This is a genomic window from Maricaulis maris MCS10 (genome assembly GCF_000014745.1).
Lineage (GTDB): Bacteria > Pseudomonadota > Alphaproteobacteria > Caulobacterales > Maricaulaceae > Maricaulis > Maricaulis maris_A.
This window is the reverse complement of sequence record NC_008347.1, coordinates 2,634,445-2,647,484: the sequence shown is the minus strand read 5'-3', so window position 1 is coordinate 2,647,484 and position 13,040 is coordinate 2,634,445. Positions and strand designations below refer to the sequence as shown.

The window sequence follows — 13,040 nt, the reverse complement described above, 5'->3', positions numbered from 1 at the left end:
GTATACTTGATTGGTTGCCGGTTCGGGGAGAGCCGTCGCGCCAACGAGCGATGGAGCAGCGGTTAGAGGGGGGCGAGCATGTTCAAGCAAGTCATCAGGTTCGAGGACGCACAATCCGCGCACGAGTTTGACCAGCATCTGGCCACATTCCTGCGATCACTGGATGATGGCGAGGGTGAGGAAGACGCTTGTGTCTTTACCGCAAGTCAGTTGGACGGCGTTGCCCAGATCCGCATCATCCAGACCGATTGCGCGACGGTCCTTGGCAGGCTTTTGAAATATTTGTCAGCGCACGACTTCCCGCCCTCAACTGTCCCGACATCACGGCCGATGGAAGTAACGCATTAACATCTGAAGAGTGACGCTGGTCTTTGCGCGGTCCTTCCACAGTACCGCGAGGTTGCGTGGTCACGTTGGTTTGGTCATTCATGTGGTTAGTCCAGCTTCGGGAGATAGTGCTGTGTCAGTGGTTGTGCCTGTAATCATGTCAGGTGGATCGGGGACGCGCCTTTGGCCGCTCTCGCGGGCCTCGCACCCGAAACAGCTTCATGCGCTCGTATCCGAAATGTCGATGGTGCAGGAAACCGTCATGCGCGTTTCGGCGACACGGGAAGATTTCGACATCGCGCCTCCAATCATTGTCCTCAATGAACGTCAGCATGAGTTGGCACGGTTGCAACTGACCGAGCTTGGTGTCGCCCCGTCACACTATGTTGTCGAGCCGGTGGCCCGGAACACGGCGGCGGTGGCAGCCGTGGCTGCCGCTCTGGTTGCCCGGGAATATGGTGAGGAGGCGTTGGTCCTGCTCTTGCCGGCTGACCACCATATTCGCGATGGAGATGCGTTCCATGCCGCCATAACGGCCGCATCATCGCTTGCCGAATCCGGTTGCATCGTCACATTCGGCATCCAGCCCTCCGCTCCTGAGACGGGGTACGGGTATATCGAGCGCGGCAACCGCCTGGATCCGGGTTATCGTGTCAAACGTTTCACTGAAAAGCCCGATGTCGCCACGGCGCAACGTTTCATCGCTACCGGTGATTACTACTGGAATGCCGGCATTTTCATGTTCGGGTCCGGCACGGTGCTGGCCGAGATGGATGGGCATTGCCCAGATATTTCCTCATCGAGTCGCGCTGCGTTGGCAGACGCAAGTGTGGTCGATGATCTGGTCGTGCTGTGTGCCAAGCGTTTTGGAGAGTGCCCCTCGAATTCGTTCGACTATGCGATCATGGAGAAGACCAGCAAGGCGACTGTTGTGCCGGCCGATATCGGATGGTCCGACGTCGGGGCCTGGAGTGCCCTTTGGGATATCGCCGAGGACAAGACGCCTGAGGGGAATGTGGCGCGCGGTGATGTACACTTCGTCGATACGCAGAACTCCTACGTCATGACGAATGGTCGTCGTGTGGGTGTTGTCGGCATGGACAATGTTGTCGTGGTGGTCACCGATGATGCCGTACTGGTCAGCGACGGGTCGAGAACACAGGACGTCAAGGCGCTTGTGACTGCATTGCAGGACGAAGGGCGCTCAGAACTCCTCTGACGCGGCGGGCCAATGTGGCGCAAGGTGTGGCATTTGCCTGACATTCTGGGTAAGCAGGGCGCCTTGAATCCGCAGGAACAGGGATCCCGATCATGGCCGGACACTCCAAATGGGCCAATATCCAGCACCGCAAGGGGCGTCAGGACAAGCTGCGTTCAAAGCTGTTCTCACGCCTGTCCAAAGAAATCTCTATCGCTGCCAAGCTGGGTGGACCGGACGTTGATGCCAATCCGCGCCTTCGTCTCGCCGTCTCCAACGCCAAGGGCCAGTCGATGCCCAAGGACAATATCCAGCGCGCGATCGACAAGGCGTCGGGTGGTGATGACGAGTCCTTTGAAGACATCCGCTATGAGGGTTTCGGACCGGCCGGAATTGGTGTGATCGTCGAAGTCTCGACAGACAACAAGAACCGGGCCGCCGCTGAAGTCCGCACCGCCTTTGCCAAGAATGGCGGCAATCTTGGCGAGACCGGTTCGGTTGCCTTCATGTTCGATAATGTCGGAGAGATCCGATACCCGCTCTCCAAGGCCGATGAAGACACCATGATGGAAGCGGCGATCGAGGCGGGTGCCGAAGATGTCGCGTCCGAGCCCGGCGACGAGGACAATGAGGGCGAGCACGTCATCTACACCGCCCGTGAAGACCTGATGGAGGTCGTCGGGGGCCTGTCGGCGACCTTCGAAGATCCGTCCTCGGCCAAACTCATCTGGCGTCCGCAGAACCTGATCGAGGTGACCGGCGACAAGGTCGCAACTCTGATGAAGATGATGGAAATGCTGGAAGACAGCGACGACGTGCAGAATGTTTACGCCAATTTCGACATTTCCGATGAGGATATGGCGCAATTGGACTGAGTGACAGGCAGCTTCGGGGGGAGCGGTGATCGCAATTGACCGGTACGCCGAATGGTTCAAGGCCACGGCACTCCCATTCTGGCAGCAGCGCGCTTGGGATCCGCAATCAGGCGGTTTCTTGGAATCGGTGAACTTGGATGGCAGTCCGGTTTTCGGGGATTCTAGGCGCGTGCGAACGCAGGCTCGGCAAGTCTATGTCTTCGCCCGTTCCCACTTGGCCGGGTGGTGCAATGGGCATGACCTGGCGGTCGATGGATATGCCCTGCTGGAGCAACGAGCGAAAGCGCCTGACGGTCAGGATGGTTGGGTGCATCGGTTGACCGATACCGGTGCCGTCGAGAGCCCGATCCGCGATCTTTACGACCATACATTCATCCTTTTGGCCCAAGCGTGGCTGTTCCGCTTGACTGGCGACGCCCGTTATCGGCACGAGGCCGATTCCCTGCTCGCATATCTGGATCGGGAGTTCGCTGATCCGGCAGGGGGTTACGCCGAGAGTTTGGGCGGCCCACAACTGCCTCGAAGGCAGAACCCGCACATGCATTTCTTTGAGTGCATGCTGGCCTGGCATGAAGTCAGCGGCGATCAATCCTATCTCGATCGAGCCGAAGCTGTCTTGGAGTTGCTTGGCTCGTATTTTATTGATCAGGCTGGCGGTTACCTGGTTGAGTTTTTCGATAGGACCTGGCGACCTGATGAGTCCGACGATGGCATAGTTGTCGAACCTGGGCACGAGTTGGAGTGGGTCTGGTTACTTGATGCATACCAACGGACCGGTCGCTCTGTTTCCGACGAAATGGCGACGCGGCTGTTTCAGCATGCCCATGAATTCGGCCTCAATCGTCATACGGGATTCATGATGAGCGCATCGACGAGCGCCGGGCGGCCGATTGAAGGTGGTAGCCGCACCTGGGTTCAGACCGAGTGGTTGCGCGGCGCTCTGGCGCGCCATCGTTGTGGTGCGTCAGGCGCGCTCGCCCAAGCTGAAGTCGCAGCGACGCAATTGTTGAAATGGCATATCGACCCGGCGATCCGGGGGGGGTGGATCGACAGCGTCGACGCTCGCGGTAGTCAAACGGCTGATCGTATCCCGGCAAGCACATTCTATCATTTGCTTGGCGTTGTGCTGGACGTGGAAAAAACCGGCTGAAACCAGCGCGAACCTTGCCCGGACGCCTTGTGAAGCCGGCGAGCCATCAATAGGTTGTCCTCTCCTATTGAGAGTGCAGGAAATCCCGTGTCCGATACCGAATTGAACGCTCATGCCGTACGTCTGTCCGGCACCTCCCTCCGCACGCTGGCTGAAACCGGCGATGATCGCTCGCAAGCTTTGATCCTCAGTGTTGCGGGTCTCGAATTCGATGCCACCAAGCAATGTCTGGACGAAGCAGCGCTTGAAGCCCTGTTTGCCCGTGCCCGCGCGAGCGGACTTGAAAGCAAGCGGGACGCGCTGCTTTCGGGTGAAATTGTGAACGCTACCGAAAACCGTCCGGCCTTGCACATGGCCTATCGGGAGGGCGGCGACCTGGTAGGAAGTGACGCGGCGGCTTTGGTGGCGCGCACGCAGGCCGAAACACGCGAGTTTGCCGAGCGTGTCCGGTCCGGTGACTATGCGCCATCCGGTGTGCCGATCTCCCGGGTGGTCAATATCGGAATTGGCGGGTCGGATCTGGGTCCGCGTCTGGTGGCCGATGCGCTGGCAGATCACGCAGACGGCGGCCCGGAACTGCGCTTTGTTGCCAGTCTCGATCCGAGCGATCTGAAACACGCCGTGGCCGGGGCAGACCCGGCGGCCATCCTGTTCATCGTGGCCTCGAAATCCTTCTCGACCCAGGAAACCCTGATGTCCGGCGAAGCGGCGCGGGACTGGCTGGCCGGCCATGTCGGCGCGACGCGTGCCGGGGCCCATTTCGCTGCCGCCTCTGCCGCCCCGGAAAAGGCGAAGGCCTTCGGTATCGATCCATCGATGGTATTCGACTTCCCCGATTGGGTGGGCGGTCGCTATTCGGTCTGGAGCGCCGTCGGGCTGGCGCTTGAAATCGGACTCGGTCCGTCGGTATTCCAGGCCTTTCGCGAGGGGGCACGGGAAATGGACAAGCATTTCGCAACAGCCCCGCTCGAGCGCAACATGCCGGTCCTCAAGGGGTTGATCGATGTCTGGAACCGGATCGGAATGGGCTATCCGGCCCGTTGCGTCGCTGCCTATTCGGCCCGCCTCGGCAAACTGGCCGACTATTTCCAGCAGCTGGAAATGGAGTCGCTCGGTAAATCGGTGACGGTTGACGGTCAGCCGGGATCGACGCCCGGCGGGGCTCTGGTCTGGGGCGGCAATGGAACCGAAATACAGCACTCATTCTTCCAGTGGCTGCATCAGGGCGGTGACGTGGTACCGGTCGACTTCATCGGTGTCGCCCGCCACTTCTCCAGTTCTGATCCGCGTGAGCGGGCGCTGGCTGCCAACATGGCTGCCCAGGGCGCGGCTCTTTTGGACGGGCGCAAGGTCGATCCGGCGACCGAACCCGATCTGGCAAGCCACAAGTCGATGCCTGGCAATAGGCCGTCAGCGACCTTGTTGCTCGACGACCTGACCCCGGCGACTTTCGGCGCCCTCATCGCCTTGCATGAACACAAGGTTTTTGTCGAAAGCGTCCTCTACGACATCAACCCTTTTGACCAATGGGGTGTCGAGCTGGGAAAAGTGCTGACCAAGGGGATTTTGGATGGCGATATATCCAGCTATGACGCGTCCACAAAAGCCTTGCTTGCAAGGACAGGCCTGATATCCGGCTAGCCACCGGCCCGGCGCAGGAGACGCTTCATGACCACGCCTTCCAACCCAGTTTCGATGTCCGATATGGCCAATGCCATCCGGGCGCTGTCGATGGACGCGGTCCAGCAAGCCAATTCAGGCCATCCGGGCATGCCGATGGGCATGGCGGATGTTGCCGCCGTCTTGTGGTCGAAACACATGAAATTCGATCCGGCAGCGCCAGCCTGGGCTGATCGGGACCGCTTCGTCCTGTCAGCCGGTCACGGTTCCATGTTGCTCTACTCGATCCTGCATCTGGCCGGGTTTGAGGACATCAGCATGGATGAGCTGAAGAAGTTCCGCCAGCTGGACAGCCTGACCGCCGGCCACCCGGAATACGGTCACACGCCAGGTGTCGAGGCGACGACCGGCCCGCTGGGGCAGGGGATTTCGATGTCGGTCGGCATGGCACTCGCCGAGCGCATGATGAATGCGCGCTATGGTGATGATCTCGTCGATCACCGTACCTGGGTCATCGCGTCTGATGGCGACCTGCAGGAAGGTATTTCCCACGAGGCCATTTCCCTGGCCGGGCATCTGGGCCTCAATCGTTTCTGTGTCCTGTGGGACGATAATGAGATCTCGATTGATGGCCCGACGGACCTTTCGGAAAGCACGGATGTGCTCAAACGTTTCGAGGCGGCTGGTTGGTCGGTCTCGCGCATTGACGGCCATGACCACGCCGCCATCGATGCCGCCCTGCAGAAAGCCCGATCATCCGACAAACCGGTCCTTATCGCCTGCCGCACAACAATCGGCTATGGCGCACCGACCAAGGCCGGCACGGCTGGCAGCCATGGTGCCCCGCTCGGTGCTGACGAGATCGCCGGCGCGCGTGAGGCGCTCGGCTGGACAGCCGCTCCGTTTGAAATTCCCGAAGAAATTTTGGATGCTTGGCGGGCGACTGGCTCGGCGGATGCCCATCAGGCCTGGCAGGAGCGGTTGGCCGGAGCGGACCGGGCCGACGATTTCGTCGCCCAGATTTCCGGTGAACCGGGTGAAACCGAGATCGCCGCCCTGGACGCTTGGCGCCAGAAAGTCGCGGCCGAAAAGCCTGTCCTGGCCTCCCGCGCCGCATCCGGTCAGACGCTGGCCGCGATCATTGGTGACTGGCCCAGCCTGGCCGGTGGATCCGCCGATCTCGCCGGCTCCAATCTCACCAAGACGCCGGACGTAGGCATCGTGAAGGCAGGCGACTATGCCGGCCAGTACATCCATTTCGGCGTTCGTGAACATGGCATGGCGGCGTGCGCCAATGGCATGTCCCTGCATGGTGGCTTCCGGCCGCATGTCGCGACATTCCTCGTTTTCGCCGATTATTGCCGTCCGTCGATGCGCCTGTCCTCCCTGATGCATCAACCGGTAGTCTACGTGATGACGCATGACTCGATCGGTCTGGGTGAAGACGGCCCGACCCATCAGCCGGTTGAAACACTGGCCTCGCTGCGGGCCATCCCGAACATGCATGTCTTCCGTCCGGCTGATGCGCTCGAGACGGCCGAGGCATGGGACTTGGCACTGCGCCGGATCGACGGCCCCTCCGTGCTCGCCCTGTCGCGCCAGAAACTGCCGTTCCTGCGCAGTGATGACGGCAGCACCAACCTGTCTGCCAGCGGCGCCTATACTCTGTCCGATGATGTCGGTTCGCCGGACATTGTCCTGGTCGCAACCGGATCGGAAGTCTGTCTGGCTGTCGAGGCGGCCCGGACCTTGCGCGCCCAGGGCCGCAAAGTGCGTGTGGTGTCAGCCCCGTGCCTGGATCTCCTGCTTGAGCAGGGCGACGCCTATCTCGATGAGCTTTTCCCCGCCGGCATTCCAGTGGTTGCCTGTGAGGCGGCGCTGCGCTTTGGCTGGGATCAGGTGATCGGCCGCAAGGGCGGATTTGTCGGAATGACGGGTTTCGGTGCAAGCGCGCCGGCCGAGGACCTGTACGCACATTTCGGGATCACCTCAGCGGCGATTGTCGAGCAGGCCGAGGCGTTGCTGGCCTGATCCGATCAGGTTTGCGGACCTTCGCCCTGACCCGTCCCCGATGGCCAGGTCAGTCGCCGGCGACGAAACCCGTCGTGCCGGGGGCTTGCAACCCAGCCTGTACGGCGGCCTGTGGAAGCCAGGCGATATAGCTGCAATCGGATGACCCGAACCAGAGGTCCTGGTCCTCGGTCAGGACCATGTTCGAGACATGGCAAAGCCGGTTCTCGGGATCATGGAACGACGCGATGATTTCGGCGTTTTGCTCGTCAAGAACGGCGATGAATGGCCTCGCCGAGCCGCCATCAGGCCGTGCCCAGGCTGGCAGTCGCGAAACGATCCGTGCGAGCCACGGGCGTGTCCTGATTGTCCGCAAGGCCGAGCTGCGTCCGGCGGGAAGGGCGACGAACAGGTGGCCGGAATTATCGGTCGCCAGCCCGTCGGGCAGGCCGGGCAGATTGCCGGCAAAAACTTCAGTCTCACCGCGTCGCGGGCCATCGATCCAGTGCCGCAGTATCCGATAACGGAAGGTTTCCGAGACATAGATCGAGAGGCCGTCAGAGGCGAGGGCGATTCCGTTAGGATAGTAGAGGCGGTCAGCCGCAAGCCGGGTCTGGTGCGTGCGCGGATCCCAGACATATAGCGCGCCGTGTGGGCGGTTCTCGAGCATGTCCAGCACGTGATCCCCGTCAGGGGTGCCTTCATCGTGCAATACTGACGAGTCGGTGAAGTAGATCTCGCCTTGTCTGGTGATGGCAAGGTCATTGGCAAAGCCGAATGGGTAACCCGGCACGCCGACACTTACGCGGGTCGCGTCGCCGGAGATGACGTTGACCGCGAACAACCCGTCTGACGTCGTCGCACCAAGCGTGCTGGAACCAATCCAGGCCAGACCAGAAATCGGCAGGTCATCGAGTTCAGCGATCACTGTCGGCGTCATGCCGGGCGATTCGATCCTGACGATTTTGCCGGAAGCATTGCCGGAATAGATCTCACCATTCTCGCCCAGCGCGACGCTGTGGGCCGTTCCGCTTGCGCCGAGATCGTAGAACTGGGCCGACCCCAAGGCGGTATTGGGGGCGAGCGGACCTGTCATGGCAGGAGCTTCCGGCTCGTCCCAGTAGACCGGATTGATGGTCGACGGCCACATCAGCCAAAGGACAGCAAAGACTGCTGCAAGGGAAACAGTTATGGTTCCAGACCGAAAACGCATGCCAACCCGCGAAAAATTCGGTGGCCCGAACAGGTCGGGCCACCACAAAGGGGCGCATCTACTGTTTTAACCATGTCCCGGACAAGGCAGGCAGAGGTTTTGAATTATAACAAGGCGTACGTGAGGGGCAGATCAAACAGGAATGATCAGACCAAACGCATGGAGCTTGCCAAGTGTTTCAATCGCCGCGCTATCGTCCTGACCAACGAAACTCGCCGCAGTCACAGTGCCGCCATCGAGCAGGGTGTGCAGACCTTGTTCGGCCTCGGCTGGAAACCGGACTTCGCCGCCAGCAGTGATGATGACGTTCTCCGTTTCATCACCGGCAAAGCGCCACGGCACGAACGGGCGCAGTTTGAAGGTCTGGCTGGCTGAATTGGGTGCGAGATAATTGCTGATGGCGCCACGGGTATTGGGCACGCGTGACCGGATGAAGCTATCGACAAAGAAGTCCATTGCACCGTCAACGCTCATCTCTCGGGCCAGCATCTCTGCCATGTCCCTGAATTGGACTTCCGCATCGGTACGATCAAAGTCAGGGCGAGCAAAACCAGGCGGGAGTGAGTGGCGCATGGCGGGCGTGCGCAAGGCAACTTCCGAGACCGCTTCGAGCATCAGGTCGGCCCAGGTTTTCACGATCAGGCCGAGCGTGATGTGGAGCGACGCCGTGTCACCATGCGTTTGCGCGTCGTGCATCAATCCGCGAGGAACGTAAATGCACTCACCCGCCTTGAGCACGAATTCGGCAACGGGTTCTCCAGCCTTGTGGGCATCCGGCCGGAAGCCTTCACCGCGATAGGGGTTTTCAACCGGCGTCTCGTAGAAACGCCACAGCTTCTCACCTTCGATCTGCATCACGAACACGTCGTGATCGTCGTAATGGGTGTTGAAGCCCTGATTGTCAGGCGGGGTCAGATAGATATTGGTCTGCACATGGCAGCTCAAAAGCGACTCAACGGCGCGGCAGAACTCGCCGAGCACGGCATCCATCATATGCAGTTGGGGCAGGATGATCGTCGCGCCTTGGCGATACTGGTTGGCGACGCCGCCGCGGTCCACATAGCCGGTATCGAACATGTAGTCTTCGCGCTGCACCGGGGGTTCGGAGCGGGCCATGTCCAGGGCCCCTTCACGCAGGTCGATGCTGGAGACGATGTCGTCAATGCGGGCAATTGACAGCAGGCCGGCATACCGGCCCGGGTCCTCACGGTGAACGATCAACGGCTTCTTTTCGTGGTAGTCCCGAAAAAAGGTTTCACGATCAATTGGATCGATCATGGCGCGAAACGGATCGGTCAGCCAGAGCGGTGCAGTCATGTGGTCGGTCTCCCCCGAATGTTCGAAAAAATGTTAGCGGCGGCCGGTGCCGTTGTCGCCTGTCTGGGTGTGATCAATAGTGTCGCAGGCATGAAAAACCCCTCGCGCCGGAGCGGGAGGGGTTCTTCGTCAGCGATTATTGCCTAGCAGCGTCGGCCCCCACCGGCGGGATCAGCGTAATTGCCGGAGTCATTGTCGGTGCAGGACCGGCTGCCGCCGCGTCCTCCGCCAACCGGGTCGGCATAGCGACCGGTATCGCTGTCGGTGGTGCCGCGGTAGTTGCCGCCGCGTCCACGTCCGGCGGGGTCAGCATAGCTGCCGCTGTCATTGTCGGTGATTCCCGAGCTACCGCGTCCGCGACCGGCCGGATCAGCATAGTTGCCGCTGTCAGCATCGGTGATGCCACCGCCGCGCCCGCCGCCAACAGGGTCGGCATAGCGGCCTGTGTCGCTGTCGGTCACGCCGCCGCCGCGGCCATTGCCGACCGGATCGGCATAGCGGCCGGTGTCACTATCCGTAACGCCGGTTGTGCGGCGTCCGCCGCGCCCGGCTCCGGCCGGGTCAGCATAGGCTCCGCTGTCACTGTCAGTGTAGCCGGTCGTCGCGCAGCCCGCCACGGTTCCGGCGGCGCCGGTCACGACGGCCGCTCCGGCGACCCGGGTCAGAAACGAACGGCGGGAAAGTTTTCCACGTTTGGCCATTTATGCCTCCCTGTGTGGTTCCGGGCCCGACCAGATCGAGCCCGGCTCACGTCTCGATTAACGGCAGCGTCGACCGCGGCCGCCGGGGTCGGCGTATGTGCCTGAATCGCTGTCGGAGCAGGAACGGCGACCGCGCCCGTTTCCGGCTGGGTCGGCATAGGCTCCGCTGTCACTGTCGGTGACCCCTGAGCGTCCACGACCATTGCCGACAGGGTCAGCGTATGTGCCCGTATCGCTGTCAGTGACCCCGGATGAGCGCCGTCCGCGGCCATTGCCGGCGGGATCGGCATACGAGCCTGTGTCGCTGTCCGTGATGCCGGAACGTCCGCGACCATTGCCAGCCGGGTCGGCATAAGCACCGCTATCGCTGTCCGTGATGCCGGAGCTTCCCCGTCCATTGCCAGCGGGGTCAGCATAGGCACCGCTATCGCTGTCGGTAATGCCGGAGCTGCCGCGCCCGTAGCCGGCCCGGTCAGCATTGGCGCCGCCGTCGCTGTCCGTGGCTCCGGTGCGGCCATAACCGGCCCGGTCGGCATAGCTGCCGGTGTCACTGTCGGTGCGGCCGGTGCGGTTTTGAGCGCTTGCTGTGCCGGTCACGGCACCTGCTGCGCCGGTGGCAAGGGCTGTGCCGGCCACTCTCGTCAAGAACGAGCGGCGGCTGAGCTTACCTTTTTTGGCCATGAAGATACCTCTTTATCGTGTCCGGCAATCCCCCACGAATTGCCTGGCGTCCCTCACGATCAGAATATGACAACGGCGCCTGAAGGCGCCGTTGCATGTGTCTTACAGGCTCGGGCCGCGGCCGCGGCCGCCCGGGTCGGAGCAGCCGGAGCTGTCTGTGTCTGTATAGCCAGTGTTGCCGCGACCAAAACCGGCCTGGTCGGCACAGGAGCCGCTGTCGCTGTCGGTGCGACCGGTGCGGCTGGTGCCGTGGTTGGCATAGTCATTCGGATCCGAGTCAGTGATCCCGGTGCGGGCAACCCCATCAACCGGATCGGCGTCTGAGTAGCGCTGCACGACTGCGGCGCCCGCAACGGTGGCGATGGCGCCCGTGGCAATGGTCCCGCCAGCGACGCGCGTCAGGAACGAACGACGGCTCAATTTGCCTTTTTTGGCCATGTTTCAAAATCCCCCTGGATCTATATGTGCGTTGGCTCCGAACTTCCGGAACCTGTTGTAAAGCCTGTCTGAGTCTAGGCGTGCGAATGGCACGGATCAAACAAAAGGTGAATAAATTAAAACGTGAAATAACAATGGCATATGAGTATTCATGATAATGATCCGCAATAAAAATGACTATGAGAATGGTTTGCACTGATTTTTCATTGCGAATGCGATTAGCTTGCAAGAATAGGCTGATCAGGACGTTGAGTACCGCGGGGGCTGTCGTTCTTGTCTTGTTCCGTGTGCCGGACTGGTGTTAGCTGGACCGCGTCGGGAGGAGCCAATGGCATTATCCGTGCGAATTCTGGGAATTGACCCGGGCTTGAGGCGAATGGGCTGGGGGGTGATACGCGTCGAAGGATCGCGACTGAGCGCAATTGCCCATGGCGTCGTGACGCCGCCGACCGCAGCGCCGCTGTCAGAAAGGCTCATGCATTTGTTCAATTCTGTTGGTGATCTGGTCCGGCAACACGGCCCGGACGAAGCCGCGATCGAGGAAGCCTTCATGGCTGCCAATGCCGCATCGGCGCTCAAGCTCGGACATGCCCGGGCGGCCGCAATGCTGGCGCCGGCGCGCGCCGGATTGCCGGTTGCGGAATACGCGGCCCGGCTGGTCAAGAAGTCAGTCGTCGGAACCGGCGCGGCCGACAAGGCACAGGTCGCCGCAATGGTCGGCATCCTGTTGCCGGGCACCAAGGCGACGGCGGATGCGGCGGATGCACTCGCAATTGCCATCTGTCACGCCCACCACCGCCGGGCGACCAGCCTGGGGAGCGCAGCATGATCGGGATGTTGACGGGGCGCGTTGCGGCACTGGGCGCCGATGAACTTGTGCTGGATGTTTCGGGTGTGGGCTATCTGGTCGGGGCTGGGGCGCGGACGCTGTCGCGTCTTGAGCCCGACCAGGACATTGTCCTGCATATCGAAACCCATGTCCGTGAGGACGCCTTCAAGCTGTATGGATTTCTCGACGACATCGACCGCGCCTGGTTCGTCCATTTGCAGAACATCCAGGGCGTCGGGGCGAAGGCGGCCTTTGCGATCCTGGATACGGTTCCGGTCAGCGAGATCGCCAATGCTGCCGCGCTGGGCGACAAGTCGACCTTTGCCCGCGCCAAGGGTGTCGGGCCGAAACTGGCAACCCGCATCGCTACCGAGCTGAAGGACAAGGCGCCGCCAACCGGTCGCAGCTTCTCTATCGGCCTGCCCGTTCACTCCGATGACGGAACCACTGGAGGAGCACCGGTCGCCCCGGCCGGGGGAGACAGCCTGGCTCGCGAAGATGCGGTCTCGGCCTTGGTCAATCTCGGATACAACGAAAGCCAAGCCCGACAGGCCGTCGCGAAAATCCTGAGGGATGCCGACTCCGAAGCGCCGCTTGGCGATGTGATTCGTCTGTCGCTGAAGGAACTCGCAGCGTGACCGGTCGCAATCGCGTGGACGCGGGCGTTGGGATCGCGCTAGA

General features: G+C 61.5%; 13 protein-coding genes. 8 read left to right on the top strand and 5 right to left on the bottom strand.

Translation table 11 applies throughout. The features are described from left to right. The first annotated feature begins 78 nt into the window (after nt 1-78). The 6 genes from MMAR10_RS12605 (at nt 79) to tkt (ending at nt 7,201) form a co-directional block, all read left to right on the top strand. Nucleotides 79-348, top strand: a complete 270-nt coding sequence (locus MMAR10_RS12605; RefSeq protein ID WP_041636991.1) for a hypothetical protein — start codon at nt 79-81, stop codon at nt 346-348. Nucleotides 349-484: 136 nt separating this feature from the next. Continuing rightward, on the top strand, nt 485-1,546 hold the full coding sequence (locus MMAR10_RS12600) for a mannose-1-phosphate guanylyltransferase/mannose-6-phosphate isomerase (protein ID WP_083759570.1): 1,062 nt from the start codon (nt 485-487) through the stop codon (nt 1,544-1,546). Between the two features lie 92 nt (nt 1,547-1,638). Next, nucleotides 1,639-2,400, top strand: a complete 762-nt coding sequence (locus MMAR10_RS12595) for a YebC/PmpR family DNA-binding transcriptional regulator (RefSeq protein WP_011644370.1) — start codon at nt 1,639-1,641, stop codon at nt 2,398-2,400. 25 nt (nt 2,401-2,425) lie between these two features. Next, nucleotides 2,426-3,550: an AGE family epimerase/isomerase gene (locus MMAR10_RS16730; RefSeq protein WP_011644369.1), complete on the top strand. Its 1,125-nt coding sequence runs from the start codon at nt 2,426-2,428 to the stop codon at nt 3,548-3,550. Between the two features lie 87 nt (nt 3,551-3,637). Next, entirely contained in the window at nt 3,638-5,191 is a 1,554-nt protein-coding gene (pgi, locus tag MMAR10_RS12580; protein WP_011644368.1) for a glucose-6-phosphate isomerase, read from the top strand. A 27-nt stretch (nt 5,192-5,218) separates the two neighbouring features. Next, entirely contained in the window at nt 5,219-7,201 is a 1,983-nt protein-coding gene (gene tkt / locus MMAR10_RS12575; RefSeq protein WP_011644367.1) for a transketolase, read from the top strand. Between the two features lie 49 nt (nt 7,202-7,250). Here tkt and MMAR10_RS16420 read toward each other — a convergent pair whose 3' ends face one another. The 5 genes from MMAR10_RS16420 to MMAR10_RS12550 form a co-directional block, all read right to left on the bottom strand. Further along, nucleotides 7,251-8,330, bottom strand: a complete 1,080-nt coding sequence (locus MMAR10_RS16420; RefSeq protein ID WP_049755743.1) for an SMP-30/gluconolactonase/LRE family protein — start codon at nt 8,328-8,330, stop codon at nt 7,251-7,253. Between the two features lie 195 nt (nt 8,331-8,525). Then, nucleotides 8,526-9,710: a cupin domain-containing protein gene (locus tag MMAR10_RS16415; RefSeq protein ID WP_011644365.1), complete on the bottom strand. Its 1,185-nt coding sequence runs from the start codon at nt 9,708-9,710 to the stop codon at nt 8,526-8,528. 143 nt (nt 9,711-9,853) lie between these two features. Continuing rightward, nucleotides 9,854-10,411 carry a hypothetical protein gene (locus MMAR10_RS12560; RefSeq protein WP_011644364.1) on the bottom strand — a complete coding sequence of 186 codons (558 nt, stop codon included), beginning with the start codon at nt 10,409-10,411 and terminating at the stop codon, nt 9,854-9,856. Between the two features lie 57 nt (nt 10,412-10,468). After that, nucleotides 10,469-11,008 carry a hypothetical protein gene (locus MMAR10_RS12555; RefSeq protein WP_233353830.1) on the bottom strand — a complete coding sequence of 180 codons (540 nt, stop codon included), beginning with the start codon at nt 11,006-11,008 and terminating at the stop codon, nt 10,469-10,471. Between the two features lie 186 nt (nt 11,009-11,194). After that, entirely contained in the window at nt 11,195-11,512 is a 318-nt protein-coding gene (locus MMAR10_RS12550; RefSeq protein WP_150099779.1) for a hypothetical protein, read from the bottom strand. A 346-nt stretch (nt 11,513-11,858) separates the two neighbouring features. On the opposite strand from MMAR10_RS12550, the gene ruvC reads away from it, so the two are divergent. Both ruvC and ruvA read left to right on the top strand, forming a co-directional pair. Further along, nucleotides 11,859-12,359 (top strand): crossover junction endodeoxyribonuclease RuvC, encoded by a 501-nt coding sequence (gene ruvC, locus MMAR10_RS12545; protein WP_011644361.1) that lies wholly within the window; start codon nt 11,859-11,861, stop codon nt 12,357-12,359. Beyond that, complete coding sequence (ruvA, locus tag MMAR10_RS12540; RefSeq protein ID WP_011644360.1) at nt 12,356-12,997, top strand: Holliday junction branch migration protein RuvA; 642 nt, start codon at nt 12,356-12,358, stop codon at nt 12,995-12,997. Before ruvC ends, ruvA begins: the two co-directional genes overlap by 4 nt. The last annotated feature ends 43 nt before the right edge of the window (nt 12,998-13,040 follow it).

Excerpts from the sequence above, each read along its gene's own strand:
- MMAR10_RS12605 (WP_041636991.1), top strand. The coding sequence starts at position 79 with ATGTTCAAGCAAGTCATCAGGTTCGAGGACGCACAATCCGCGCACGAG.
- MMAR10_RS12595 (WP_011644370.1), top strand. The coding sequence starts at position 1,639 with ATGGCCGGACACTCCAAATGGGCCAATATCCAGCACCGCAAGGGGCGT.
- ruvA (WP_011644360.1), top strand. The coding sequence starts at position 12,356 with ATGATCGGGATGTTGACGGGGCGCGTTGCGGCACTGGGCGCCGATGAA.
- MMAR10_RS12600 (WP_083759570.1), top strand. The coding sequence starts at position 485 with ATGTCAGGTGGATCGGGGACGCGCCTTTGGCCGCTCTCGCGGGCCTCG.
- tkt (WP_011644367.1), top strand. The coding sequence starts at position 5,219 with ATGACCACGCCTTCCAACCCAGTTTCGATGTCCGATATGGCCAATGCC.
- MMAR10_RS16420 (WP_049755743.1), bottom strand. The coding sequence starts at position 8,330 with ATGTGGCCGTCGACCATCAATCCGGTCTACTGGGACGAGCCGGAAGCT.
- MMAR10_RS16415 (WP_011644365.1), bottom strand. The coding sequence starts at position 9,710 with ATGACTGCACCGCTCTGGCTGACCGATCCGTTTCGCGCCATGATCGAT.
- MMAR10_RS12560 (WP_011644364.1), bottom strand. The coding sequence starts at position 10,411 with ATGGCCAAACGTGGAAAACTTTCCCGCCGTTCGTTTCTGACCCGGGTC.
- ruvC (WP_011644361.1), top strand. The coding sequence starts at position 11,859 with ATGGCATTATCCGTGCGAATTCTGGGAATTGACCCGGGCTTGAGGCGA.